We start from the raw sequence: 24,136 nt of genomic DNA, 5'->3' as shown, positions 1-24,136 counted from the left end.
AAAAGGGGAACGTCCACGTGAAGCTGTGTCGCTATGGCAGCCCGAATGCCGAAAAACCCGGTATCGTCGATGCCGACGGCCATATCCGCGACCTGTCGGGCGTGGTCGCCGACCTTGCCGGCGAGGTGCTGTCCCCCGCCTCGCTGGCACGGCTTGCCGCGATCGATCCGGCCACGCTGCCACTGGCGACGGGCGATCTGCGCTACGGGCCACCCGTCGCGGGCACGCGCAAGTTCGTGGCGATCGGGCTGAACTATGCCGATCATGCCGCCGAATCGAACCTGCCGATCCCCGACGAACCCGTCGTGTTCAGCAAATGGGTGAACTGCATCCAGGGGCCGAACGACCCGGTCGTCATCCCCAAGGATTCGCAGAAGACCGACTGGGAAGTCGAACTGGGCGTCGTGATCGGCAGCCATGCCAGTCATGTGTCCGAGGCCGACGCGCTGGCCCATGTCGCGGGATATTGCGTCGTCAACGACGTGTCCGAACGCCATTGGCAGGTCGAGCGCGGCCCGACGTGGGACAAGGGCAAGGGCTTTCCGACGTTCGGCCCGGTCGGCCCATGGCTGGTGACGCCTGACGAGGCGGGCGATCCGCAAGGCCTGTCGATGTGGCTGTCGGTCAACGACCGGCCGATGCAGAACGGATCGAGCGCGACGATGATCTTCACCGTGGCGCAGATCATCGCCTATCTGTCGCAGTTCATGACGCTGGAACCCGGCGACATCATCACCACCGGCACGCCCCCCGGCGTCGGCCTCGGCCAGAAGCCCGACCCCTGGTATCTGAAACCCGGCGACGTCGTGACGCTCGGCATCGAACGGCTGGGCGAGCAGCGACAAGATTTCGTCGCGTGGCAGGCCCCTGCCCCTCGCCTTCCCTGACAGTCCGCCTGGAGACGCCGCCATGCCCGCACGCCGTAGCCTGTTGCGAACCTTGGCGGGTGCCGTACCGCTCGTCGCCTTGCCGCGCGGCGCACTGGGGCAGCGGCGGCGGACGGTCGACATTCGCGATCACGGCGCGGTCGGCGATGGCCGGACGCTGAACACCGCCGCGATCCAGCGCGCGATCGATGCCTGCGCGCAGGGCGGCGGCGGCATGATCGCGATACCGGCGGGCGTGTTCGTCAGCGGATCGATCCTCCTGCGCCCCGGCGTGGGCATGGAACTGCGGCGCGGCGCGGTGCTGAAAGGGTCGGCGTCGCTGGCCGATTATCCGCTGGTACTGCGTCGCTTCGCCGAAGCCTGGCCCGAACCGCTGCGCATGGCGCTGGTCAATGCGACGGGCAACCACGGCCTGCGCATCCTCGGCCCCGGCATGCTCGACGGACAGGGCGACCCGTTCTGGCGGAGCTTCTTTACCATGCCCGACGAATATGTCGGCCAGGCCAAGGTGCAATATCACTTGCCCCAGCTCTGCTCGATCGAGGATTGCGACGACGTGCTGGTCAGCGGCGTGACCTTTCGCGATCCCGCCTTCTGGAACCTCCACCTCTATCGCTGCCGCCGGGCGGTGGTCGAGGATTGCGGGTTCGAGGTGCCGCATGTGATCCGCGCGCCGAGCAGCGACGGCGTCGACATCGATAGCTGTCAGGACGTGATCGTTCGCCGCTGCCGCTTCTCGGTCGACGATGATTGCATCGCGCTGAAAGGAACGCAGGGGGCCGGTGCCGCCGCCCATGCCGAAGCGCCACCGGTCGAACGCATCCATATTCACGACTGCGTCTTCGAACATGGTCTGGGCTGCGTCACCTATGGCAGCAACGCGACGGTGGTGCGCGACGTGCGCGTCGAACGAATCACCAATGTCGGCGACATGCCGACGATCCGCTTCAAGGTCCGCCCCGACACGCCGGGGCAGGTATATGAGAAACTGCGGGTGAAAGGCGTGCGACTGGCCGAGGCACCGACCCCCATCAGCCGCTGGCACAACGGCGAGGTGTTCCATGGCACCGACATTCCCAATTTCAGCGTCAACGATCCCGCGATCGGCCTGATCGTCAACGCCCGCCTGACCCATGGGACGAAGGTCGCGCCCCGGCAACCGGGTGCGATCATCCGCGACATCGTGATCGAGGACGTCCGCGGCACCACGCGCGGCTTCGGCACGATCTCGGGCAATCCGACGACCGCGATCAGCAACGTCCTGTTACGCGACATCGACGTCCGGCTGACCGACCCCGATCGATCCGCGCTGGTCGCACGCGATACGCGGAACGTTCGCATGGAGAATGTGCGGGTGAACGGCGAACCGGGCCGGATCGTGCGGGAGGTCAAGGGCTGACCGGGCGGGACCAGTACTGCCCGGCCGCAAAGGCCGCGAGCACGGTGGGATCGACAATAGGGCCACGGCAGTACCGGTCATGGTAACGTGATCTCCTGAACAAGCCTGCTTCCCGCGCTGCGGCAACGGTCAGAACGCCGGGTTGCCATTGGGTGGATGGCGCATGCCGGCGTCGTACGACGACACCGCCCTTCACCTTGCCGGTCATGCGGGCTATCGCAGCGGCGGCCGGGGGGATGAACATGGGATCGATCAAAAGCACGCTGTCGGATCGGCAGGCGATCTGGGCGTTCGTTGCCGGCTGCATCGCGGTCACCGCCGGTGTCGTCGCGCATCTGCCGATGTTCGCGATGGCGCGTTCGATGCAGTATCGTCTGGCCGGCATGCCGATGGACAATCTGATGCTGGGCGGCATGGTGCTCATCGTCGTGGGAACCTTGGTGGCGGCCTATGGCCTGATGCCGCGCAACGTCGGTGCGCAGCGGGCCGCGGCCGCCGGAATCGTGGTTGCCGCCCCGGAAGATGCGCCGCTTGGACCCGCGCATTGGGGATTGATGGCGGTGCTGGTCATCGCACTGGTAATCGACGTGATGAAGCCCGCCTCGCTCGGCTTCACCGTGCCCGGCATGATCTCCGAATATGGCGTGCCGAAAAGGACGGTGTCGCTGGTGCCGTTCTTCGCACTGGCCGGCACCGTTACCGGATCGGTGCTATGGGGCTGGATCGCCGACATCTATGGCCGCAAGGCGTCGATCCTGCTGTCGGCGGTGATGTTCGTCGGGACCTCGATCTGCGGTGCGATGCCGAGCCTCGCATGGAATATCGCGATGTGCTTCATGATGGGCGCGGCGGCCGGCGGCATGTTGCCCGTCACCTATGCGCTGCTCGCCGAGATGATGCCGAGCCGCCACCGTGGCTGGAGCCTCGTGCTGGTCGGCGGGCTTGGCGCGGTGGGCGGCTATTTCGCCGCCAGCGGCATGTCGGCGATCCTGCAACCGATCTTCGGCTGGCGCATCCTGTGGCTGGCCAACCTGCCGACCGGGCTGACGCTGGTCCTGCTCGGCGCGCTGATCCCGGAATCCGCGAAGTTCCTGCTGGCGCGCGGCCGTATTGCCGAAGCAGAGGCGGTGATGCGGCGCTTCGGCGCGACCGCGCATAAGGTCCCGGTGCCGACGGTCGCGCGTGCCGGCGGGTCGCAGGCGCTGCGCGGTGCGAAGCTGTACGGCAAGCTTGCCGCGCTCAGCATCTGTGCGCTGTCATGGGGGCTCATCAACTTCGGGTTGCTGCTGTGGCTGCCCGCCGATCTGGTCGCCAAAGGCTATTCGGTCGGCGTGTCGAGCCGCCTGCTCGCCGAAAGCGCGCTGATCGCGTTTCCCACCGTCTTCATCGCGGCGTTGCTCTATAGCCGGTGGAGCACGAAATGGGCACTGGCGACGATGATCGCGCTGACGCTGGCGGGGCTGCTGCTGGTGCTGCGCCTCGAACTGGCGGGCAGCGGCAGTCCGGTGCTGCCGGTCGCATTGCTCATCGTCGGCTCCAACGGCATCATCGCCATCGTCCTGCCCTATGCCGCCGAGAGCTTCCCGCTGCGGGTGCGCGGCCGGGCGACGGGCTGGGTGGCGGCGTGTACCAAGGCGGGCGGCCTGTTCGCACAGGCACTGACGATCAGCGGCATCACCCTGTCGATGGGCACGTCGTCGCTGCTGGTCATGGTGCCGACCGCGCTGTCGCTCGTGCTGGTGGCGTGGTTCGGCCGCGAAACCCGTGGTCGCGATCTCCGCGATCTCGAATGAGGCGATTGCCATCGTGCAGCGGCACGGTCGTTCAATACACCGCGCCTTCGGGTGACGTTGCCGGCAGGTTGGCGATGCCGATACGGCGTCCGTCCCGTGATCCGGTTCCGGTCATCCGTCCAAGGTGTTTTCCGCCACCGCAAGCGACGCCTGCCCGTGCCGGCGACACTCTCTCGACGACGACAGCGCCGCAGCAAGGCCGTCACGCTGATACGGCTTGCTCAGCCTCGGCAAGTCCGCTGCGATCCCTTCGAGTTCCGCATAGCCCGATATGACGAGCACGGCGGTGTCCGGCCGCCGCTCCGCCACCTTGCGGGCAAGCTCGGCTCCGCTCATTCCCGGCATCAGATGATCGGTGACGAGGACGTCGAAGGCGATGCCGCTCTCGACCAGTTCCAGCGCCGCTTCCGCCGATGCCGCTTCCAGCACCGCGTATCCGAGATCGGTGAGCATGTCGGCGGTGCTGAGCCGCACCAGTTCCTCGTCGTCCACCAGCAGGGCGATCCCTGCGGCGTGTTTCGATTCCCGTACCAGTGCCGGGGCCAAGGCCGGCACCGTCTCGGCAGTCACCGGCAGCCACAAGTCTATCACCGTCCCGATATTCGGCTCGCTTGCGATGACGAGGCCGCCGCCGAGCTGTGCGGCGAGGCCGTGGACCATCGACAGGCCAAGCCCGGTGCCCTTGCCGATACCCTTGGTACTGAAGAACGGCTCGATCGCGCGCGCAAGCGTGGCGTCGTCCATCCCGGACCCGGTATCGCTGACGGTCAGGCGGACATAGTCGCCGGCCCCGAGTATCGGACGGGACGCCGGCCCGATCGGCTCGGACCGTGCGGCGATCGTCAATGTCCCGCCCCCGGCCATGGCATCGCGGGCGTTGACGGCGAGATTGAGAATGGCCAGTTCGAGCTGGTTGGGATCGGCCCTGGCAGATGGCAGGTCGGAAGCGAGGTCCAGCACGACCCGTACGCGCGGCCCGGACGTGGCTTCGATCAGGTGCGCCATGCCGATCACCAGTGCCGCGACATCGACCGCCACCGCCTGCAGCGGCTGACGCCGGGCGAAAGCCAGCAGACGCTGCACCAGCAACCGGGCGCGCTCGGCCGACTGCAGGGCACCGTCGATCATCCGCTGCTCGCGCTCGGTGCCGACGCCGCGTCGGTGCAGCAGGTCGAGGCTCCCCATGATCGGCGTGAGCAGATTGTTGATGTCGTGCGCCACGCCCCCGGTAAGCTGGCCCATGCTTTCGAGTTTCTGGCTCTGTGGCAGCGCCTCCTGCGCACGATCGAGTTCGGCCTCCGCCAACAGCCTTTCCGAAATATCGGTGGCCTGGTGAAATGCGCCGACGACCCGTCCGCTTTCGTCACGAAGCGGCGTGTAGCTTATTTCCCAGCACGGCAATCCAAGCTCCGGTCGGCCAAAGGCCTCGACGACCGTGAAGCTCTCCCCCGACAAGGCGCGGGTCATCAGGTCACGCATGACGTCACATTGGTCCGCCGCGAACAGGTCGGGAAACACGTCGCCGATCTTCGTGTCGAAGCCGTTGACGCGCCGAAACTCATCATTGTGCGCCTTGTTGAAGGCGATCAGCCGATAGTCCACGTCGAACGCGCAGATCGGCGCAGCGGTCGCCTCGACGATCTCGCGATAGCGCCGCACTTCGACCGCACGCTTGCGCTCGGCGGTGACGTCGCGCCCCGTGGCATAGGTCATCTTCCCTGCCGGTGCCGCGGTCCACGAAATCCACCGGATCGTTCCGTCCCGATGCCGGTATCGGTTCAGCACCACGGGCCGCCCGCCCGCAGCGGCCATCTCATAGGCGTCGACCGTGTCGGCATGATCGTCCGGCACGACGAACTCGTTGACGTGATGCCCGATCAGTTCCTGTTCGCGATAGCCCAGCACCGCCGTCCAGGCCGGGTTTACCCGCCGGAAAACGCCGTTGAAATCGATGACGAGCATCAGATCGGGCGATGTGTCCCACATCCGGTCGCGCTCTGCGGTCCGCTCGACGACCCGGGCTTCGAGGGATTCGGTCAGACGCGCCAGTTCGCGTTCGGCGCGCCGTCGCGCGACGGCAAATCGAGTCCGGTCCGCCACGTCACGGATGAAGGCGAGCTCTTCGGGCAACCACTGGCGTGGCACCGCGCAATTCAGCAACAGGATCGCGACCAGTCGTCCATGCTCGACGACGGGAAGATTGACCATCGCGCGCGCGCCGACCTGGTTCAATGCCCGCGCCGTTTCGACCGTGCGTGTATCGACGTCGGCATCGGCGATGACGACCGGCTCGCCACGCTTCAACTCGTCTATGAAGCTGCCGAAGTGGCGAAAACGATGGACCCCGGCAAGGCTCACGACACCCGGTGCCGTCCAGTCGCGCTCGACGATGGCGGTCTCGGCGACGTCGTCCACGTCGGCATACCCAGATCGGTCGACATCGAGGATACGACCGAGGACTTCGGCAGCCGCAAACAGCATCTCGGCCGGATCGTCGATGACACGAAACCGATCGGCGAGAGCCACCAGCCCGGCACCACGTTCGAGCGATGCCTGGGTTTCCAGATCGCGGCCGATCAGTTCCGCGAACAGCTCGAACGTCGCGCAGATGGCCGGATCGCGTGGACTGGCCGGTGCCGGGTCCAGCGCGCACAACGTCCCGAAGAACGCCCCGCGGCGCAGGATCGGCGTCGAGATGTAGCTCTGGAAACCGTATCGCTCCGGCGTATGATGGTCACGATATACCGGATCGTTCGCCACATGATCGATCGCTATGGTGCGTCCGCACGCACCGACCTCGTGACAAAGCGTGGACCGGACGTCCAGTTCACCCCCCGGCTCCAGCCCGAAGGCGATCTCGTCGTGAACCGCACAGGCGACCCATCGGTCGGCGGTAACGCGCGCAACCGCTGCGAAACGCATCCCCGTCAATCGGCAGGCAGCTTCCAGGATCTTGTCGATCGTCCCGAGCCGGCTCACGGCGGCGGCATCGTCTGATATTGCCGTAGGGATATTTCGTACCTCGATGACCCGGGCACTCGACCATGGACCGGCGGCGTCAAAATACCCGCTTTCAAGGGACATACCACTATAATCCAGCAGGCATGTCGACACGACATCCCGGCGGCAGGAACGCCGGGCACGGTCGTATCGCGCTGAGGGTATCCGTGAGGGTCCGGCTGGTGGATGCTGCTCAATCAGGTGATCGAGTACCGGATTCTGTGACCAGCGAAACGGATCTTCCGAAATCGGCCCGGTAGCGGAGCCGATATTCTCGCCAGGATTCTTGATTTCGTTTCAATGCCTTGCACTGAAATACTGGCGGAGACGGAGGGATTCGAACCCTCGGTAGGAGTAATCCCCCTACGGCGGTTTAGCAAACCGCTGGTTTCAGCCACTCACCCACGTCTCCCAAGGGGCTATGCCAAGCCTTGGAGTGCGGGCCTATAACGAGGGAATGCCCGGCGATCAACCACAACGTTGCTCGTAATTCGCACACCGCCGGCCGCGCGTTCATTGCGGGGCAAGGGCGAGGCGGCCTATCGTGCGGCATCGGGTTCCGCGTGGGGAGAATGGACAGATGCAACGGGTGATCGGGTGGCTGTTGCCGCTCATGGTGCTGGCGGCACCGGCGCAGGCGCAGGTGCGCACGGTCGACCCGAACGATGCGATCGACGGCGATCTCGCCCCCGCTCCCGTCCCGCCGACGCAACCGCGTGACGTGCCGCCCGCCTATACGCCCGAGCCGGTGCAGCAGGCCGAGCCGCCCGCCACCACTCCGCCGAGCAGCACCGCGACCAGTGCTGCGGGCGACACGTTCGAACGCGACGACCTGATCGGCGCGGCCGAGGGTGTGTTCGGGCGCGGTGCCGAGGGGCTGGCCGGGATCATCGAGAATATCCTGAAGGATCAGGGCAAGCCCAACGCCTATATCGCCGGGCGCGAGGCGGCGGGCGCGTTCGTCGTCGGCCTGCGCTATGGGTCGGGCGTGATGAACCACAAGGTAGAGGGGCAGCGCACCGTCTACTGGACCGGGCCGTCGGTCGGCTTCGACGTCGGCGGCGATGCGACCAAGGTCTTCGTGCTGGTCTACAACCTGTACGACTCGCAGGAACTCTATCGCCGTTTCCCCGCCGCCGAGGGGCGCGCCTATTTCGTCGGCGGTTTTTCGGCCAGCTATCTGCGGCGCGGCGACATCGTGATGATCCCGGTGCGGCTGGGCGTCGGCTGGCGGCTGGGCGCGAACGTCGGCTATATGCGGTTCAGCGAAAAACAACGGTGGCTACCGTTCTAAGCGCAGCGCGGCAGGCCCCTGCCTGACTCGCGCCAGCCCGGCCGGCGGGCAAAGCCCGGTCGACGACGCGGGCTTCGCCCGCGGCGCTGGGTAGGTCCCCCACCCAGCGCCGCACGCCATCACCCGAACGCAGTCGACTCGAACCGCACCGGCTGCCCCTGCGCCTCGCCGACCAGTTGCGCTTCCCACATCGCGGTCCGCCCGCGCACGATCGTGCCCACCGGCCGCCCGGTCAGCGTATCGCCGGTGAACGGCGACCAGCCCGATCGCGACGCCAGCCATGATTCCTCGACCGTCCAGCGCGACTTCAGATCGACGACGGTCAGATCGGCGTCATAACCGAACGCGATCCGCCCCTTGCCCACCAGCCCGAAGATACGCTGCGCGCCGGCACTGGTCAGGTCGATCAACCGCGGCATCGTCAGCCGCCCCTCCGCCACATGGTTGAGCAGCAGCGGCAGCAGCGTCTGCACGCCGGGCATGCCGCTGGGCGATGCCGGATAGCGCTTGGCCTTTTCCTCGACGGTATGCGGCGCATGGTCCGATCCGATCACGTCGGGCACGCCCTGGGTCAGCCAGTGCCACAGCCCGTCGCGATGCGCGCCCGAGCGGATCGGCGGGTTCATCTGCGCATAGGTACCAAGCCGCGGATAGGCCTCCTCGCCGGCCAGCGTCAGATGCTGCGGCGTGACCTCGCACGAGGCGATGTCCTTGTTCGCGCCGAGCAGCTCCAGCTCGGCCGGGGTGGTGACGTGCAGGACATGAACCCGCCGCCCCGCCTCACGCGCCAACCGCAGGATACGCCGCGTCGCGATCAGCGCGCTTTCGTCGTCGCGCCACACCGGATGCGACGACGGATCGCCGCTCACCCGCTCGCCCTCGCGCGCGATCATCCGCGTCTCGTCCTCGGCATGGATCGCCACGCGCCGCCGGCCATGGCGCAGCACGCGCAGCAAGTCGGCATCCTCGGACACCAGCAGATCGCCGGTCGACGATCCCATGAAGATCTTGACCCCGGCGGTGCCGGGCAGGCGCTCCAGTTCGGCCAGATGATCGGCGTTGCGCGCGGTCGCCCCGACGTAGAAGGCGTGATCGCACCACATCCGGCCCTGCGCGCGGGCCAGCTTGTCGTTGATCGCTTCCGCATTGTCGGTGTTCGGCTTGGTGTTCGGCATTTCGAACACCGCGGTCACGCCGCCCATCACCGCCGCGACCGATCCGGTGGCCAAGTCCTCCTTGTGGACCAGCCCCGGCTCACGGAAATGCACCTGCGTGTCGATCACGCCGGGCAGGATGTCGAGCCCGGTGCAGTCGATCGTCTCGCCCGCGTCGCCGGCCACGCCGATGCCGGCGATCCGTCCGTCGGTGATGCCGATGTCGACCCGCGCCGGGCCGCCGGGAAGGTGGACCGTGCCACCGGTGAGCTTGGTATCGAAGGTCGCCAACGCTGCCGCCTCTTGTCGCTGGGGGGTGGGGCCTCCTACCTCGTCCCCATGACGCTGACCACCCCCGGAACCTGGCTTGCCGATCGCGCCGTGCTGCGCATCGGCGGCACCGACGCACGCGATTTCCTGCAAGGGCTCGTCACGCACGATCTCGCCCTGCTCGCGCCCGACCGGCCGTTATGGGCGGCATTGCTGACGCCGCAGGGCAAGGCGCTGTTCGATTTCATCCTGTGGGCAGACGGCAGCGACGTACTGATCGATGGCGAGGTCGATGCGATCGGCGCGATCGTCAAACGCCTCACCCTCTATCGCCTGCGCCGCGCCGTCACGATCGCGCGGGAAGATACCGGCGTTCACTGGTCGGCGGAGGGAACGCAAGGACTGCCCGATCCCCGCCTGCCGGAGCTTGGCCGCCGCTGGCTGGCACCGCCCGGCGAAGCGGCCACCGGCTGGCGCGAACACCGCCTGCGCCTCGGCATCGCCGAGGGCCGCGCCGAGCTGGGCGATGGCCAGACGCTCTGGCTGGAGTGCAACGCCGCCGAACTGAACGGGGTCAGCTTCACCAAGGGCTGCTATGTCGGGCAGGAAAATACCGCGCGGATGCACTATCGCTCGACGGTCAACCGCCGGCTGGTGGTGGTGCCGGCCGACACCGCCGGTCCGCGCACCCGCCTGCTCCACGCCGACCTCGGGCTGGCAGTCGAACATCGCCGGGTCGACGATCTTGGCGATACGCTCCGCCCGGCATGGCTGGCGGTCGCCTTGGCCGGCGATCCGGCCTAGCGCCGATCGGCATTTCGCATTTCCGGCCAATCTTCGTCATTTCCGGTCGAAACGGCCGCCCCTTTCGTCACCCCGGACTCGTTCCGGGGTGGCGACGCGCGAAGGAAGGTCGATCGGCCCTAAAACAGTTCGTCGAGCAATAGATGGAACGTCAGCCGGTCGGTGTCCGGCTCGGCGATGCCATAGGCCGCGAACATCTGCTCCTGTAGACCGGGTCCGAACTCGCCGAGGCAGTTGGACAGGATCGCAAGGTCCTGATAGCGATCCGCCACCCCGGCCCGCGCCACGTCGATGCAGCCGACGACCACACCGCCCTGCACCAGCAGATTGTCGAGCGAGAAATCGCCATGCGTCACCACCGCATCGAGCGTAAGTGGCAACAGCGCCCGCATCGCCGTCCACACCTGCGCCGCCGACCAGCCGAGCCGCTCGTCGTCGAAATCCTCCTCGTCGACCTGGCCCGCGTCGATCCGCGCCCGCGCCGCCGCCATCCGCCGCTTATGGTCGCTCGCGAACGGGCAGGACACGACCGGGATCGCATGCAGCCGCCGCAGGAACGCCACCAGCGCGTCGACCAGCGCCACGCCCGGCCGGCGCGACAACGCCTGATACGCCGTTTCACCCGCCAGCGCCGTCGTCAGCAGCCACGCCGCATTGTCCGCCGCGACGAAGCGGACCACGCCCGGCACCGGCATCCGTCCGGCCAGCCAGCGCAGCCGGATCATCTCGTCGGCAATGTCGTCGGCGACCGGTCCGGTGCCGTGTTTCAGGAACAGGTCAGCCGCCCCCGGCCGACCGTGCAGCCGATACACCGCCCCGCCCGATTCCCCGACCAGATCGCGCGCCCAGCCATATCCCGCCACCGCTTCGGCGATACCGGGCGGCACGTCCACCGGTGCGCAGGGGATTTCGCGATCCATCGGCCATTCCGCTACATCCGACACAAACGAAAAGGGAGGCCGGTTGCCCGACCTCCCTCGTTGCGAACGCTATTTTCCCGAAGGAAAGTAGAATTACATGCCCGAACCCGGACCGTAGGTGATTTCCACGCGACGGTTCTGCAGTTCGCGGACGCCATCGGCGGTTTCAACACGCGGACGGCCTTCGCCGAACGCTTCGGTCGAGATCACGCCGCCCGAGACGCCACGGCCTTCCATGTACGCACGGACCGAGTCCGCACGACGCTGCGAAAGGCCGACGTTGTACGAAGCCGAACCCGACTTGTCGGCGTGGCCGGCAAGCATGACGTTCGCGTTGCCGCACGACTGGTAGTTCGAGATGGCGTTGTCGAGAATGCCAGCCGCTTCCGGCGTGACGTCCGACTTATCCCATTCGAAGAACACGATGTACGGTCCCGGCGTGCAGGTGACGATCGGGGTCGGTGCAACGTCGACGGGCGGCGGCGGCGGAACCGGGGTCGGCTCAACCGGCGGCGGCGGCGGCGGCGGGGTCGGCGCGCCGAAGTTGAAGGTCAGGCCACCCAGCAGGCTGTGCGACCGGAAACGACCGTCGTAACCGACGCCACGAACGTTCACGATGCGAACGTCTTCGGCGTTGAAGAAACGATACTTCAGCGAAACGTCGACGTTCTCGCTCAGCGGCGCGCGGATGCCCGCAATCGCCTGCCATGCGAAGACCGTGTCCGAATCGTCGAGCGCCGAGAAGCGGTTCGAGACGCGATAGTCGTGCGCCTTGACGCGCGCGACACCGGCACCACCGCCGACGAAGCCGCTGATCGCGTCATCGTCACCGAAGTCGAGCATGGCATTCGCCATGAACGACAGCGCCGAGGTGCGGCCACCGCCGCTGTAGGTGCCGGCAGGCACCGCAGTCGTCGGGCCGGTTGCGACCGAACCGGTGGTCCGGATCTCGTCGACGGTCGCGCTGCGATAGCTGACTTCGGCTTCGACGCGGAGCGCACCGAAGTCGTAACCGACCTGGCCGCCAACGTCATAGCCATAGTCGCTGTCGATGGTGGTAACGCCACCAGCCGGAGCAGTAAGATCGTAATCGATGTCTTCGACGATCATTGCGCCGCCTTCCACACCCACATACCACGCGTTGTCGCGGGCGAGGGCGGGAGTTGCGAGCGCAGTGGTCGCGAGCGCCAATGTGACGGCAAGCTTCCGCATTCTAGTCCCCTTTCACAGTTGTCCTACGGACAGCGCAAACCAAGTACCGAAGCGTTGGTTGCCGCGCAAGCGCACAAAAATCGCGGTGTTGCACAAACGACACGATTTCACCGGCCAATCAGGCCGTGATCGCGGAGTGCCGTCAGTACCGTATCGAGGGTGGCGCGGGCCTCGACATCCCGCACGTTTCCGCCATTTGCCCCCGGAATCGCCGGCCGCTGCGCCCCCACCACGGCGGTTCCCTCGACCATCAGCCGCCGGGCATGAAGCTCGCCGATCCGCCACTGCGCCCCGCGGAACACCACGGTCGTTTCGCCACCGGCCCACCACAAGGCCATGCCCTCGCGTGGGGCAACGAAGCGCCAGCCGCCCGCCGTCATCCCCGCGATGTGGCGCGCGCTCCCCGCCCACGCGCCGACCGGCGCATCGCCCACGATCCAGCATTGTCCGGGCTGCGCGGTGGCCGGGGGCGTGTCTTCGCCGACCCCCTCGATACCGCCGTGCAACAGCAGGTCGATGCACGTCAGCGCCTCGTTATGCGTCATTTCCTTTTGCGCCTGCGAACTGTGCAACAGCGGCAGCGCAAGCCGTGCGGTCCGGTCGGTCATCATGGTGTCTCCGGCAGAAAGGGAAGGATCATCGGTCGCGACGCGCCATGCGTACCGATCTGGCGCACCGCGATTTGCGCCGCCGCGTCCGGCACCGGCAGGGTGACGGCGGGCATAGCGACCTCGATCGTCTCGCCACGGCCATCGGCGTGCGCGATCGTCACAAGATAGGCTTCACGTTCCTCGCCCAGCGGCAGGTCGATCGAGTCGCGCCACCCCGCCGGACCCCGTGCCCGCCGGACCCAGCGGACGACCAGCGCGCTACCCATCCGGTCGATCCGGCCATGCACCGGTGCCGGCGGCACCAGCGCGCGGCCGTCGGGCATGATCGCCGTCTTGGCCACGTCGTCGGGGGCGATCCCGCTCGCCATCGCGCGGATCGCCCGCCCGACCCTCGGCGGCGGATCGTCGATCGCGCGCAGCGTCGCCGGATCGAGCAGCACGAAGCCCTCGCCCGGACCATGGCTCCCCATCGCCCAGTCGCTCCCCTGCCGCCCGCGCCACAGCAGCGACAATCGCCAGCGTGCCGCACCCATGCGCCGCGCCCGGCCGAACTGGACGATCTCGTCACCGATCAATGCGGCATTGGCCCCCTGGTCCAGCGCCGCCGCATCGGCATCGGCCAGCGTCATCGCATCATGGAGCAGCACGATGTCGATCTCGCTCGTCCGGTCCTCGATCGCCGCCGTGCCCGGTCCCAGCACGCCCGGCACCGTGCCGATCGTCCCCGCCGCCGCCGTCATGCCGATCTCGCGCCACCCGGTCGCATCGTCGCCGGCCAGCAACGTCGCCCGCCGCCAGCCGGGTGCCGTCCCCGCCGCGACCGCCATCACCTGCAGCGTATCGCCCGCGCCCGGCACCTCGATCAGCCGCAACCGGGTGTCGCCCGGCAGCACGTCGGCGGCCAGCACCGGCGCGCCGTCCGCCGCCACCGGCCCCGGCGCGGCGAACGGGATCGGCACCAGATCGGCGGTTATGCCGTCCGCCTCGATCGCGACACGGCGGACGCGCCACCGCCCGTCCTCGCCGGCGATCGTCACCCGCTCGCCCGGCCGCAGGTCGATCGCGTCCCAGCCGAGCATCAGCGTGCGCCCCTCGCCCCCGCTGGCCAGCCGCGCCGCGACCATCCCCGCCAGCGCCGCCGCATCACCGGCCTGCATCGCAGCGGGCAGGGCGATCCGCTCGGTCGCCCGCGCGCCCGGCGTTCGCACCTGCTGCACCCCGGTCTGATAATCGCGCGCACTGTCGTGATAGGCGACCACGACATCGCGCGGCTCGACCGGGGCCCGCCGCCGGCGGGGCGCACCCGCCCCCGGCGACACCGTCCGCGCCGGCCCCACCCCGAAACACAGGTCCAGCCCGCCGCCCCCGGCCGCATACCAGCCGCCGATCGGATCGATCAGCGCCGCCACCGCATCGCCGACGCTCGCCCCCTCGGCGGCGAACCCGCCCAGCACCGGCCCCGCCTGCCCGCCGATCACCCCGTCGCTCAACACGCCCGCGATCGTGCCGACCGCCACCGGCGCGGCATCGGCGATCACCTCGAACGTCAGCGAAGGGATGCGATTGCCGAAATCGGCCAGCGCCAACTCCTCGAACACCGCATAGGCGATGCCGCGATAGGCCGGCGCGCTGTCCACCCCCACGACGCTCGCGATCAGCGGATCGGGCATCTGTGCCTCGTCGCCCGGATACCAGCGAAACCCGGTGCGGCTCTTCCAGTCGCTCGCCGCCCCGCGCAGCAGCTTGCCCTCGGCCCAGATGCGCCCCACCCCCCGGATCGAACGCGCCGACAACGCGACGGCGAACGACGCCGAATAGCTGTACTGCGTCGTCCGCCCGCCGGTCGTCGCCGCCGATTCGCGCAGGTCGGTCGCCCAGATCACCGTGCCCGCCACCCGCATCGTCCCGAACAGCTTCGGGATCGCGCTGCCATAGCTCGACGTCTGCACCCTGAGTTCGGTCAGCCGCGGCCCCTCGCGCCGCTTGCCACCGAACAGCGCGTCGTCGATCGTCCGCCCGGCCACCGCCCCCAGCGCCCGGCCGACCGGCCCGCCGACCGCCCCGCCCAGCGTCGTCAGCACCACACTCGCCATCAGCCCGCCTCCTCCATTCGCCACACCCCGACCACCGGCCACGGCGGCGCGCCCGGTCGCTCGACCACGCGGCGCGCCACGCCATCGGCATGGATGATCCCAGGCCCGCTCACGATCGCCAGATGCAACTGCCCCGGCGCGCTCGCCAGCAGCAGCACGTCGCCGGGGCGCGCCACACCGACCGCGACGAACCCCGCCGCCGCCAGCGCATCCCCCGCCCGCCCGGCATCGCCGCACCGCGCCGGATAACCCTGCGGCACCGCCCGCCCGGTCGCCCAGCCGACCAGCCCGACACAATCGAACCCGTCCTCGATCGACCGTCCCTGCACCCGGAACCGCGCGCCGATCGCCGCGCGCGCCCGTGCCACCACCGCGCTCATGCGCCGGGATAACGCGTCAGCAGGTCGATGCCGGGCAGATGCGGCTCCCCCCGGAAATTGGCGACATTGCCGAACCGGTCGCGACAGGTCGCGAGCGTCCCGTCGCACCCCTCGCCCACCTCGACCAGCGCGCCCGCCCCCTCGAACGCCGGCACCCGCGCCAGCACCACGCCGGTCGCATCTCCGGCGACGATCCGCTCGGCCAGCCCGCCGTTCGCCCCGCCGATCCAGCGCAGCCGCCCGCCGGCACAGCCCACCCCGCCGCCCGCCAGCACCAGCCGGTTGCCCGCCTGCGCGCTCACCCGCACCACCCTGCGTCGCTCCGCCATCGGTACCCGGCACCGCGCATCGCCCAGCGTCGCGCGACATCCCGGCGACGTCGTCTCGACCACCGCCCGGTCGAGCGCCACCTCCACCCCCAGCAATTCGGCGGTGAAGCCGCCCCGCGCCGTCGCCACGCTGCCGATCCGCCCCCCGGCGACCGGCGTCGCCACGTCCGCGCTCCAGTCCCACGCGAACACGCTGATCCGCGCCCCGTCATAGCGCCCGGCGAGCAAGTCGCGCTCCGCCACCGCCCGGTGGCTCAGCGCCCCGCCCACCTCCAGCGCCGGGGCGCCCGCCGTATCGTCGCGCACGATCGCCGACGGCAGGAACACCGCCGCCACCCCGCGCGTCCTTGCCCGCTGCGCCGCCGCCACGATCGCCGTCCATTGCCCCCGGTCCTCGCCCCGCAGCACGAACCCGGCAAAATATTGCTGTTCGCCCACCGGATAGCCGAGCCGCGTCTCCGCCGCCGCGACCGCGCGCACGCTCGCCCCGACATTGCCGGTCGTCGCCCAGTCGTAATCCTCCAGTTGCAGCACATCGAACGCCGGCCGCGCCCACCCCACCGGCAGGTTCGCGCGCTTCACCTGTGGCGCGGCGGGATCGAGAATGGTCGGCAGATAGGCGAGCAGCAGCACCTGCACCGCCCCCGCCGCGCGCGCCGCCTGCCCCAGCGCGGCGGTCGACGCCGCCAGCAGCGCCCCCGCCCGGTCGAGCAGCTCGCGCCGGGCGGCATCCAGGTCCCCGCGCACATCGTCGATCACCACCGGATCGCCGCCCAGCGCGACCTTCGCCGCCGCATCGTACAGGCAAATGCGATGGCCGGGCGTCACCCACCACCACGGCTCGCCCACCTGAAACTTCGGCACCAACCCCGCCACCACCGCGATACCGACGAACGCCCGCGCCACCGCCTGCAAATACGCCATCGCCCCCGGATGCGCCGGCGACAGCAGCGTCGACGGCGGCACCCACCCGGTCAGCGCGGGCGACCCGTCGCTCGCGCGCTGCTTCCAGTCGCCCCAGCAATGCGCGTCGAACAGTTCGTAGCTGAGCGACCAGATGACGCCGTACCCCAGCGCCCGTGCCCGCATCGCAAAGTCACGATGCCACGCCGCGCACGCCGCGTTCAGCACCCCGCCGGCCAGCGACACGAACAACCCGCCGCCCGCGCGCTCGAGCCGGAAATAATGGCTCATGCCCACATAATGGACGATGTCGCCGCGATACCCCAGCCGCAGCGCATTGTGCAGCAACCGCGCCGGCGTCAGGTGATAGCTGTCGTCATAGCCGCTACAGATGCCCAGCCCATGTTCGGGCACCACCACATCGCCGACCGTCAGCACCGACCCCGGCCCGTCGCAGCGGATCGCCGACAGCTCGACCCACCCTTCGGCCGGTGCCGCCAGCGGCGCGTCGCCCGCGTCATAGCCCGGCGGCACCAGCGACACGAACATCCGGTCGACATCGCCCGCCCAGACCGGATCGGCCTCGCCCGGCAGCAGGAACCCGCCGTCGACGTCCGCGAAGTCGATGGCGACCACCGCATCCTCCGGGTCGCCGACCGCATAGTTCCACAACCGCACATACCATGCCCGCGCCGCGCCGGCCGCATCGCGCCCCTCGATCGTCAGCACCGGGCCGTGAACGGCGTCGAGCGCCCGCACCCCGCCCGACCGCCACCGGAACGACAGGCGGCACCCACGAAAATCGCGATCGGTCGCATAGCGCAGCAACGGATGATCGTGCTTGTCCTCCGCCGCCCAGATCAGCCCGGCCAGATCATCCCGCCGATAGAACACGCAATCGACCCGCAGCGCATCCGCCGCGGTCGTCACCACCGACGCCATCATCGGCCGGGGAAAATCGACCGTCCAGTACGCCGCATCGAACCGCGTCAGCACCCCCGCTTCCTGCCCGCTGCGTTCGCTCGCCAGCCAATGGCCCATCTCACGCCTCCATCAGCGCGGCGCGCACCGCGCGCGCGACCTGCCGCCCCGACTGGCGCAGCGCCTGCGCCTCCTGTCCCGGCGTGCCGCTTATCGTGATCGCCACCCGCACCGCGCGCCCCTCGCCCGCTGCCGCCGGCATCACCTGCCCGCTGCTGGTCGGCACGAACAGTTCGGGGCCACGCTCGCCGACCCAATAGGGGCGCTGCGGACTGACCGGCCCGCCGGTCGCCCGCCCCGGCGCACCGCCGATCAACTGGCCGAGCAGCCCGATCAGCCCGCCCGCACCCCCGCCCGGCGTCCCCGCCCCCAGCACGGCGGCGGCGGCGATCTCGCCCAGCACCTTCAGCGCCACGTCGCGCAGGTCGTCGAACCCCAGCTTGCCGGTACGGATCGCCCGCGCCAACGTCGTTTCGATCGCGCGTCCCGCCCGGTCGATCCCGGCCGACAACGGTCCGTCCAGATTGCCCTGCATCGCCGCCACATCGGCGGCGAAGCCCGCGGTATCAGCGCGCACGCGCACGATCAGCCGTTCGATTTCCTCATCCATCGGGAAAACGCTCCTTCAGCCTGGCGATGGTATCGCGGTCGCATGGCGTCGGCGCATCGCCGGCCACCGCCCGCACCAGCGCCGCCAATTCGGCGGGAGTCGCGGCCCAGAAGGCGTCGGGCGACCAGCCGAACGCCACCCCCGCCAGCCCGGCGGCCCGCGCCGCGCCCTCGGCGAAGCTCATCGCCCGCCCAGTATCTGCCCGATCAGCACTTTGAGCGCCGGGGTCGCCGCCGCGATGCCCGCCGCCGTCACCCCCTCGGCAAAGGCATTGCGGTCGACCGGCGGCGGATCGCGCAGGCAATGCCACAGCAGCGCGACCAGCTCGGCGATGCCGATCCGCCCCGCCGCCGCCCGCTCGACCAGCGCCAGCAGCGACCCCACCTCCGCCTCGGCGGCGACCAGCGCGGCGAAGCTCGGCCGCAGCACCAGCGTCTCGCCGCACACGCGCAACGACGCCTCGCCGCGCACCGGATTGGCGGCCATGTTCATGCCGCCACCACCGCGCCCGAGGATTCGAGCGCCAGCGTATAGCTGCGCTCGCCATTGTAATCGCCGGCATAGTCCAGCCGGGTGACGAGGAACCGCCCGGTCATCATCTCGCCACCCTCGAAGGTCAGGCGGTAATCGTCGATCCGCCCGACAAGCGCGCTGCCCCGGATACGCACCTCGGCCGAAGCCCCGGTGAACACCCCGGCCGCCGACACGCTGACCGACCGCACCCCCGCGCCCGCCAGCAAGTCGCGCCACCCGCCCGAATCCTTGGACGTCACCGCCACCGCCTCGCCATTGATGCTCAACTGCGTCGTCCGCATCCCCGCCACCGTCGTATAGACGACCGGCAACGCCCCGTTCCCGACTTTGAGCAGGAACGCGCTTCCCTTCTCCACCGCCATGTCATTCTCCTGAAAACCGGCAGGCCCCCGCCTGCCCCACCCACTTCGTCATCCCGGCGAAGGCCGGGATCCACCGTCCCGCACCGCCACAAACGTCATCCCAGCGAAGGCTGGGATCTCCCGGTGATGACGTGCGACAAGAGCCGCGAGAGGCCCCAGCCTTCGCTGGGGCGACGTGTTCGGATGGACGGATCGAACGCCCCCCGTCACACCGCCAGCATCCGCACCCGAAACTCGGCAACCGCCACCCAGCGCCCCTCCCCCTCGCGCGCGATCCGGCCGCGCAGGAACACCAGCGACGCCACCCGCCACCCCGCCAGCTCGGCCGGCGCGCTCAGCACCGCCGCCTCCACCCGCGCCGCCAGGTCGCGCAGCCGTTCGGGCCGCTCGCCGGTATCGAATGCCTGCACCACCACCCGCCCCTCGCGCCCGGCGGCATCCTTGGTGCCCCAGTCGCCCAGCGCCGGCGTATCGATCAGCACATAGGGCCGGTGCCCGCGCACCGGCGCCGCGTCGAACACCGCCACCTCGGGGATCGCCGCGCGCACCCGCGCCACCAGCATCGCCTGCATCAACGTGGCGGCGATCATCGCCCCCACTCCGCCACCTGCGCGAACGCCGGATCGGTGATCGACCGCCGCGCCAGCCCCCGCCCCGACAGCACCACCGCATCCCCCTCTACCGCCACTTCGACCCCCGCCACCGCTCCAGCGCGCGCCGCCACCCGCTCGCGCACCGCCGCCGCCCGCGCCGCACCGGCTACGCGCCCCCGTTCGGCGAGCGCCCTCATCGCCGCGCGCTCCCGATCCGCATCCGCCGCCACGGCCGCCACAGCGCCCCCACCGCCGCCGGCGGGGCCAGATCGCGCCCGCGCGCCTCGATCAGATGCGCGGCCAGCAACACCACCCCCTGCGCCACCGCCGCCGGCAACCCCGCCCAGTCCTCCGCCAACCCCGCCACGAAGCGCACCTCGCCCGCCTCGCTCATCCGCACCCATCCGGTGCCGGTCGCATCGATGTCCACCGCCGCCACCGCGCCGCCGCCGGTGATCGATCGCACCGGCTGCACCGGCAGCGCGCGCCACTCGCCCGCCGCCGCCATCGCCGCGACATGCTCGCGCGCGATCAGCGCCTGTCCGGTGAACCCCTCGGCCAGCGCCAGCGCGGCGGCGGCCGCTCCCTCGATCACCCCATCCTCGTCGCGCGCCACGATGCGCAGATACCCGCGCGCCGCCTCGCGCACCTCGGCGACCACCGCCGCCGGCAAAGGTGCCGTCATGTCCGTCTCCTGTTGTTCGATCCGCTCACGCGGATGGTGGCGGTGCCGGCCCGCTCCCCCTCCCCGCCACCCATTCAGGATACTCAAGTGGGTGGCGGGGAGGGGGAGCGGGCCGGCACCGCCCTCACATCACGACACCGCGAACTTCATCAGCTTGATCGCCTCCGAATTGATGACCGCGCCGCCGACCCGCCGGGTCGCGTAGAAATGGACGAACGGCTTGTTGGAATACGGATCGCGCAGCACCTGCGTCTCGGCCCGCTCGGCGATCAGATAGCCCGCCTTGAAGTTGCCGAACGCGATCGCGAGGTTGCCGGCTGCGATGTCGGGCATGTCCTCCGCCTCGACGACCGGATAGCCCAGCAGCGTGTCGGGCCGCCCCTCGATCAACCCCGGCACCCACAGGAACGCGCCGTCCGCCGTCTTGAACTTGCGGATGCGCGCCGCCGTCTGCGCGTTCATCACCCAGCACGCCCCCTGTCGGTACGGCCGCCGCAGCAGGTGGACGAGGTCGATCAGCCGGTTCTCGGGCTCGGTCCCGAAATCGGCGGCGGCCCCGCTCGCCAGATACTGCATCGTCCCGAACGCCCGCGTCGCATCGCCCACCGCGCTGGTCGGATAGCTCAGGAACCCCTTGGGCCGCGCGACCCCATTGCCGCTGACGAACGCCTGCCCCTCGGCGCGGGCAAACTCGCTCGCGATCTCGCCGGCCAGCCAGCCCTCGACATCGAACGCCGCATCGTCGAGCATCGCCTGGCTCGCCGCCGGATTGGCGTACAGCTCGCCCATCGGCGGCACGATCTCGTTGAAGGTCGGCGTCGCCGTCTCCGGCCGCGCCGCCGTCTCGGCCGCCCAGCCCGACGGCGTGCCGCCGTTCGTCACCAGCTTGCGGTATCCCGCACCTCCCACCTGCACCACCTGCGCGATGCTACGGATCGGGCTGGCCGACTTCAGCGTCGATTCGATCAGCTCGTCGATCGCCTCGGGCACCGCATGGCCCCCCGCCGCGTCGCTGGCGCTCGACAACGCCTTCGTCTCGACCGTCGTCCCGGCCCGCACGAACGCGGCGAAACCGCTGCTCACGTTCGCCCCGCTCAGCAGCGGCCGGTTGCCCGGTGCCGCCACGCCCGAAAACCCGCTCGTCATTCCCTCGATCGTCATCTGCCCGTCCCCATGAAAAAGGGCGCCGCAACCGCGACGCCCGTCCAGAAAATTGATGCCCGGCCGAAACTCACCCGTCCTCGACGGCATGGATGCGCGCCAGCGGCTGCATCGGCTGCGCAACGAGGCTGATCTCGACCAGCTCGGCCCGCGCGATCACCCGCCGCACCCCCTGCCGCACCCGCAGCGCGCGATAGCCGAACGACAGCCCCGTGATCGCCCCGGCCTTCACCAGCCGCGCCGGTTCGTCCGCCGCGATGCGCGCGACGATCCTCACCCCGCGCGCATCCTCGCCGATCCATTCGACCGCACCGACCGGCTGCCCACGATGCTGCCACAGCAGCGGCACCCGCCCGCGCGCCACCAGCGCGCCGGGCAGCAGCACGTCGCCGCCGCGGTCGGCATGGTGAAAGACCGCCGCATAGCCGGCGAACCTCACCGCCCCCATCGCGGCCAGTCCGTCTCGACCGCGATCCCCACCAGCACCAGCGCCAGCGCCATCCGCACCACCCAGCCGAACGCCGCGCGCACCGCCGAGCGCCTGGCATCGCGCCATGCCGCCAGCAGGTCGCGCAGTTCCTTCACATCGCCCGCCGCGCCGGCATCGGACAGCCCGATCCGCGCCATCGCCCGCGTGGCCCCCAGTTCACCCGCCGCCTCCGCCAGCCCGCGCAGCGTCAGCAGGTCGGCGCCATCCTCCGCCGCCTGTCCCATCAGCCGCGCCAGCACCATCTCGTCGTCCATCGCTTGCCTCCCCGTGGCCCTCGCCCTAGCCAGACGCGGTGAAACCCCGCCTGCGCATCATCGCCGCCGCCTTCGCCGCAGCCCTCCTCGCCTTCGTGTTCGCGCTGCCGATCCTGAAGGCCGACCGCTGCGCCGAACGCGGAATGACCCTCGACCGCAGCACTTTGCGCTGCCGCTAGGCCGGATCGACAGTCAACGAAGTGCCTTGAACCTGCTCCCCTCCCTGATAAGGGAGGGGAGGTGCCGGCCCGCTCCCTCACACCCCATCCGCCATCCGGCTGCTCAATCGAACCCCAGCATCCCGCGCTTCTCGGCATCGCTCAGGAAATTCGCCGCCGCGACCTGCCGCCACAACCGCTCGCGCTCCTCGGCCAGCACCGGCACCCGGTTGAGATCGATCGCCAGGCTCACCTCGCCCAGCCACGGCGAAAGCCCCTGCGCCACCGCGCCCAAAATGCGCTCGCCCATCGGCACGATCGCCTGCCGCCACAGCGCGCGGTTCGCCTCGCGGTAATTGGCATAGGCATTGTCGCCCGGCAGCCCGAGCAGCATCGGCGGCACGCCGAACGCCAGCGCGATCTCGCGCGCCGCCTGTGCCTTCAACCCCACGAAATCCATGTCGGCGGGCGACAGGCTCATCGCCTGCCACTTCAGCCCGCCGTCGAGCAGCATCGGCCGCCCGGCGTTCGGCGCACCGGCGAAACTGTCGTCGATCTCGGCGCGCAGCCGGGCATATTGATCCGCCGACAGCACGCCGCCATCGCCCGGATCATGCACCAACGCCCCTGAGGGCCGCGCGGCATTGTCGAGCAACGCCTTGTTCCACCTCGCCGCCGCATTGTGGACCGCCACCGCGCCCGCCGCCGCGCTCAGGCATCCGAGGCCATAATGATCGTCGGCGGGATGGAACGCGCGGATGTGGATCAGCGCCGGCCGCCCCGCGCCATCCTCCGCCGCGATCCGCGTCACCCGCTCCCCCACCCGGTAGCGATACGCGACCGGCCACCCGCTCCCATCCGCCTCCACCGACACCCGCTCGGGCCGCAGCGCATAGAGTTCGCCGACACCCCCCGCCCCGTCCTCGATCACCTGGACATAGGCGTTGCCGTGCAGCAGCAGATGCGCCGCCGCCGTCTCCAGAAACTCCTGCCCCGCCGATCGTGCGCCGACCAGCGCCACCGCCGCCGGCGTCCCCCCGATCGGTGCGGCGGCCAGCCCCTCGGCGACCGTCCGCACCGCGCGCTGCGCGACCGCATTGCCGATATAGCCCTCGCGAAGCTGCCCCGCATAATCCTGCGGCCACTGCCCCGCCGCCGGCCCCGCCCCCTCACGCCACGCGACCGCCCCCGCGCCCCCGCGCGCCAGCACCGGACGCGACCCGTCGCGCCCGGACCTGCGTCCGAACCATTTCATGCCC

24 protein-coding genes, 1 tRNA gene and 2 pseudogenes are annotated in these 24,136 nt (G+C 69.8%); 6 read left to right on the top strand and 21 right to left on the bottom strand.

The genetic code is table 11. The features are described from left to right. Positions 1–17: 17 nt before the first annotated feature. From LRA89_RS00985 to LRA89_RS00975, 3 genes are all read left to right on the top strand, one after another. On the top strand, positions 18–887 hold the full coding sequence (locus LRA89_RS00985) for a fumarylacetoacetate hydrolase family protein (RefSeq protein ID WP_230635677.1): 870 nt from the start codon (positions 18–20) through the stop codon (positions 885–887). Between the two features lie 22 nt (positions 888–909). Beyond that, positions 910–2,286, top strand: coding sequence for a glycoside hydrolase family 28 protein (locus LRA89_RS00980; RefSeq protein WP_230635675.1), 1,377 nt, complete (start codon positions 910–912; stop codon positions 2,284–2,286). A 242-nt stretch (positions 2,287–2,528) separates the two neighbouring features. Then, complete coding sequence (locus tag LRA89_RS00975; protein ID WP_230635673.1) at positions 2,529–4,079, top strand: MFS transporter; 1,551 nt, start codon at positions 2,529–2,531, stop codon at positions 4,077–4,079. A gap of 111 nt (positions 4,080–4,190) precedes the next feature. On the opposite strand, the gene LRA89_RS00970 is transcribed toward LRA89_RS00975, so the two are convergent. Both LRA89_RS00970 and LRA89_RS00965 read right to left on the bottom strand, forming a co-directional pair. Then, positions 4,191–7,193, bottom strand: a complete 3,003-nt coding sequence (locus LRA89_RS00970; RefSeq protein WP_230635671.1) for a PAS domain-containing protein — start codon at positions 7,191–7,193, stop codon at positions 4,191–4,193. Positions 7,194–7,398: 205 nt separating this feature from the next. Then, positions 7,399–7,491 (bottom strand) — tRNA-Ser (locus tag LRA89_RS00965). Between the two features lie 168 nt (positions 7,492–7,659). Between LRA89_RS00965 and LRA89_RS00960 the strand changes: the two genes are divergently transcribed. Beyond that, positions 7,660–8,373, top strand: coding sequence for a DUF1134 domain-containing protein (locus LRA89_RS00960; RefSeq protein WP_056498677.1), 714 nt, complete (start codon positions 7,660–7,662; stop codon positions 8,371–8,373). A gap of 119 nt (positions 8,374–8,492) precedes the next feature. On the opposite strand, the gene LRA89_RS00955 is transcribed toward LRA89_RS00960, so the two are convergent. Continuing rightward, positions 8,493–9,818: a dihydroorotase gene (locus tag LRA89_RS00955; RefSeq protein WP_055757800.1), complete on the bottom strand. Its 1,326-nt coding sequence runs from the start codon at positions 9,816–9,818 to the stop codon at positions 8,493–8,495. Between the two features lie 48 nt (positions 9,819–9,866). Here LRA89_RS00955 and ygfZ point away from each other — a divergent pair, with 48 nt between their 5' ends. Next, positions 9,867–10,601 carry a CAF17-like 4Fe-4S cluster assembly/insertion protein YgfZ gene (gene ygfZ, locus LRA89_RS00950; protein WP_230635669.1) on the top strand — a complete coding sequence of 245 codons (735 nt, stop codon included), beginning with the start codon at positions 9,867–9,869 and terminating at the stop codon, positions 10,599–10,601. A gap of 119 nt (positions 10,602–10,720) precedes the next feature. Here ygfZ and LRA89_RS00945 read toward each other — a convergent pair whose 3' ends face one another. The 17 genes and pseudogenes from LRA89_RS00945 to LRA89_RS00870 all read right to left on the bottom strand — a co-directional run bounded on the left by LRA89_RS00945 (position 10,721) and on the right by LRA89_RS00870 (position 22,719). Further along, a complete protein-coding gene (locus LRA89_RS00945) occupies positions 10,721–11,521 on the bottom strand; it encodes an APH(3')-I family aminoglycoside O-phosphotransferase (RefSeq protein ID WP_230635667.1) in 801 nt (266 codons plus the stop codon). Between the two features lie 93 nt (positions 11,522–11,614). Next, a complete protein-coding gene (locus LRA89_RS00940) occupies positions 11,615–12,733 on the bottom strand; it encodes an OmpA family protein (RefSeq protein ID WP_230635665.1) in 1,119 nt (372 codons plus the stop codon). A 107-nt stretch (positions 12,734–12,840) separates the two neighbouring features. Beyond that, complete coding sequence (locus LRA89_RS00935; protein ID WP_230635663.1) at positions 12,841–13,341, bottom strand: DUF2793 domain-containing protein; 501 nt, start codon at positions 13,339–13,341, stop codon at positions 12,841–12,843. Further along, positions 13,341–15,437 (bottom strand): GTA baseplate fiber-binding domain-containing protein, encoded by a 2,097-nt coding sequence (locus LRA89_RS00930; protein WP_230635661.1) that lies wholly within the window; start codon positions 15,435–15,437, stop codon positions 13,341–13,343. The genes LRA89_RS00935 and LRA89_RS00930 overlap by 1 nt, the downstream gene beginning before the upstream one ends. After that, on the bottom strand, positions 15,437–15,817 hold the full coding sequence (locus tag LRA89_RS00925; RefSeq protein ID WP_230635659.1) for a peptidoglycan endopeptidase: 381 nt from the start codon (positions 15,815–15,817) through the stop codon (positions 15,437–15,439). The genes LRA89_RS00930 and LRA89_RS00925 overlap by 1 nt, the downstream gene beginning before the upstream one ends. Further along, a pseudogene (locus LRA89_RS20590) lies at positions 15,814–16,458 on the bottom strand (DUF2163 domain-containing protein); the annotation flags it as partial. The gene LRA89_RS00925 and the pseudogene LRA89_RS20590, both read right to left, overlap by 4 nt. Before the next feature lie 6 nt (positions 16,459–16,464). After that, a pseudogene (locus LRA89_RS00920) lies at positions 16,465–18,090 on the bottom strand (non-contractile tail sheath protein); the annotation flags it as partial. Position 18,091: 1 nt separating this feature from the next. After that, the gene (locus LRA89_RS00915) at positions 18,092–18,640 is read right to left on the bottom strand and encodes a tail tape measure protein (RefSeq protein WP_230635655.1); all 549 of its coding nucleotides are present in this window, start codon (positions 18,638–18,640) and stop codon (positions 18,092–18,094) included. Beyond that, positions 18,633–18,824, bottom strand: coding sequence for a phage tail assembly chaperone (locus tag LRA89_RS00910; RefSeq protein WP_230635653.1), 192 nt, complete (start codon positions 18,822–18,824; stop codon positions 18,633–18,635). The genes LRA89_RS00915 and LRA89_RS00910 overlap by 8 nt, the downstream gene beginning before the upstream one ends. Next, positions 18,821–19,132 carry a GTA-gp10 family protein gene (locus LRA89_RS00905; protein WP_230635651.1) on the bottom strand — a complete coding sequence of 104 codons (312 nt, stop codon included), beginning with the start codon at positions 19,130–19,132 and terminating at the stop codon, positions 18,821–18,823. The genes LRA89_RS00910 and LRA89_RS00905 overlap by 4 nt, the downstream gene beginning before the upstream one ends. Then, a complete protein-coding gene (locus tag LRA89_RS00900) occupies positions 19,129–19,536 on the bottom strand; it encodes a phage tail tube protein (RefSeq protein WP_230635649.1) in 408 nt (135 codons plus the stop codon). The genes LRA89_RS00905 and LRA89_RS00900 overlap by 4 nt, the downstream gene beginning before the upstream one ends. A gap of 206 nt (positions 19,537–19,742) precedes the next feature. Next, complete coding sequence (locus tag LRA89_RS00895; protein ID WP_230635647.1) at positions 19,743–20,126, bottom strand: DUF3168 domain-containing protein; 384 nt, start codon at positions 20,124–20,126, stop codon at positions 19,743–19,745. Beyond that, positions 20,123–20,326, bottom strand: a complete 204-nt coding sequence (locus LRA89_RS00890; RefSeq protein WP_156349070.1) for a hypothetical protein — start codon at positions 20,324–20,326, stop codon at positions 20,123–20,125. Before LRA89_RS00890 ends, LRA89_RS00895 begins: the two co-directional genes overlap by 4 nt. Beyond that, a complete protein-coding gene (locus LRA89_RS00885) occupies positions 20,323–20,814 on the bottom strand; it encodes a hypothetical protein (RefSeq protein ID WP_230635645.1) in 492 nt (163 codons plus the stop codon). Before LRA89_RS00885 ends, LRA89_RS00890 begins: the two co-directional genes overlap by 4 nt. A 129-nt stretch (positions 20,815–20,943) precedes the next feature. Further along, entirely contained in the window at positions 20,944–21,975 is a 1,032-nt protein-coding gene (locus LRA89_RS00880; RefSeq protein WP_230635643.1) for a phage major capsid protein, read from the bottom strand. 70 nt (positions 21,976–22,045) lie between these two features. Continuing rightward, on the bottom strand, positions 22,046–22,423 hold the full coding sequence (locus LRA89_RS00875; protein ID WP_230635641.1) for an HK97 family phage prohead protease: 378 nt from the start codon (positions 22,421–22,423) through the stop codon (positions 22,046–22,048). Then, positions 22,411–22,719, bottom strand: coding sequence for a DUF6127 family protein (locus tag LRA89_RS00870; protein WP_056498651.1), 309 nt, complete (start codon positions 22,717–22,719; stop codon positions 22,411–22,413). Before LRA89_RS00870 ends, LRA89_RS00875 begins: the two co-directional genes overlap by 13 nt. 38 nt (positions 22,720–22,757) lie before the next feature. Between LRA89_RS00870 and LRA89_RS00865 the strand changes: the two genes are divergently transcribed. Then, positions 22,758–22,898 carry a hypothetical protein gene (locus tag LRA89_RS00865; protein ID WP_230635639.1) on the top strand — a complete coding sequence of 47 codons (141 nt, stop codon included), beginning with the start codon at positions 22,758–22,760 and terminating at the stop codon, positions 22,896–22,898. A gap of 103 nt (positions 22,899–23,001) precedes the next feature. Here LRA89_RS00865 and LRA89_RS00860 read toward each other — a convergent pair whose 3' ends face one another. Beyond that, positions 23,002–24,132, bottom strand: a complete 1,131-nt coding sequence (locus LRA89_RS00860; RefSeq protein ID WP_230635637.1) for a phage portal protein — start codon at positions 24,130–24,132, stop codon at positions 23,002–23,004. Positions 24,133–24,136: the final 4 nt, after the last annotated feature.

The sequence above is a fragment of the Sphingomonas sp. Leaf4 genome, from assembly GCF_920939515.1.
Classification (GTDB): Bacteria; Pseudomonadota; Alphaproteobacteria; order Sphingomonadales; family Sphingomonadaceae; genus Sphingomonas.
Note: the sequence above shows the minus strand (reverse complement) of the source record. Positions and strands in the feature narration are given on the sequence as shown.

Excerpts from the sequence above, each read along its gene's own strand:
- LRA89_RS00980 (WP_230635675.1), top strand. The coding sequence starts at position 910 with ATGCCCGCACGCCGTAGCCTGTTGCGAACCTTGGCGGGTGCCGTACCG.
- LRA89_RS00975 (WP_230635673.1), top strand. The coding sequence starts at position 2,529 with ATGGGATCGATCAAAAGCACGCTGTCGGATCGGCAGGCGATCTGGGCG.
- LRA89_RS00960 (WP_056498677.1), top strand. The coding sequence starts at position 7,660 with ATGCAACGGGTGATCGGGTGGCTGTTGCCGCTCATGGTGCTGGCGGCA.
- ygfZ (WP_230635669.1), top strand. The coding sequence starts at position 9,867 with ATGACGCTGACCACCCCCGGAACCTGGCTTGCCGATCGCGCCGTGCTG.
- LRA89_RS00945 (WP_230635667.1), bottom strand. The coding sequence starts at position 11,521 with ATGGATCGCGAAATCCCCTGCGCACCGGTGGACGTGCCGCCCGGTATC.
- LRA89_RS00940 (WP_230635665.1), bottom strand. The coding sequence starts at position 12,733 with ATGCGGAAGCTTGCCGTCACATTGGCGCTCGCGACCACTGCGCTCGCA.
- LRA89_RS00935 (WP_230635663.1), bottom strand. The coding sequence starts at position 13,341 with ATGACCGACCGGACCGCACGGCTTGCGCTGCCGCTGTTGCACAGTTCG.
- LRA89_RS00930 (WP_230635661.1), bottom strand. The coding sequence starts at position 15,437 with ATGGCGAGTGTGGTGCTGACGACGCTGGGCGGGGCGGTCGGCGGGCCG.
- LRA89_RS00925 (WP_230635659.1), bottom strand. The coding sequence starts at position 15,817 with ATGAGCGCGGTGGTGGCACGGGCGCGCGCGGCGATCGGCGCGCGGTTC.
- LRA89_RS00915 (WP_230635655.1), bottom strand. The coding sequence starts at position 18,640 with ATGGATGAGGAAATCGAACGGCTGATCGTGCGCGTGCGCGCTGATACC.
- LRA89_RS00910 (WP_230635653.1), bottom strand. The coding sequence starts at position 18,824 with ATGAGCTTCGCCGAGGGCGCGGCGCGGGCCGCCGGGCTGGCGGGGGTG.
- LRA89_RS00905 (WP_230635651.1), bottom strand. The coding sequence starts at position 19,132 with ATGAACATGGCCGCCAATCCGGTGCGCGGCGAGGCGTCGTTGCGCGTG.
- LRA89_RS00900 (WP_230635649.1), bottom strand. The coding sequence starts at position 19,536 with ATGGCGGTGGAGAAGGGAAGCGCGTTCCTGCTCAAAGTCGGGAACGGG.
- LRA89_RS00895 (WP_230635647.1), bottom strand. The coding sequence starts at position 20,126 with ATGATCGCCGCCACGTTGATGCAGGCGATGCTGGTGGCGCGGGTGCGC.
- LRA89_RS00890 (WP_156349070.1), bottom strand. The coding sequence starts at position 20,326 with ATGAGGGCGCTCGCCGAACGGGGGCGCGTAGCCGGTGCGGCGCGGGCG.
- LRA89_RS00885 (WP_230635645.1), bottom strand. The coding sequence starts at position 20,814 with ATGACGGCACCTTTGCCGGCGGCGGTGGTCGCCGAGGTGCGCGAGGCG.
- LRA89_RS00880 (WP_230635643.1), bottom strand. The coding sequence starts at position 21,975 with ATGACGATCGAGGGAATGACGAGCGGGTTTTCGGGCGTGGCGGCACCG.
- LRA89_RS00875 (WP_230635641.1), bottom strand. The coding sequence starts at position 22,423 with ATGGGGGCGGTGAGGTTCGCCGGCTATGCGGCGGTCTTTCACCATGCC.
- LRA89_RS00870 (WP_056498651.1), bottom strand. The coding sequence starts at position 22,719 with ATGGACGACGAGATGGTGCTGGCGCGGCTGATGGGACAGGCGGCGGAG.
- LRA89_RS00860 (WP_230635637.1), bottom strand. The coding sequence starts at position 24,132 with ATGAAATGGTTCGGACGCAGGTCCGGGCGCGACGGGTCGCGTCCGGTG.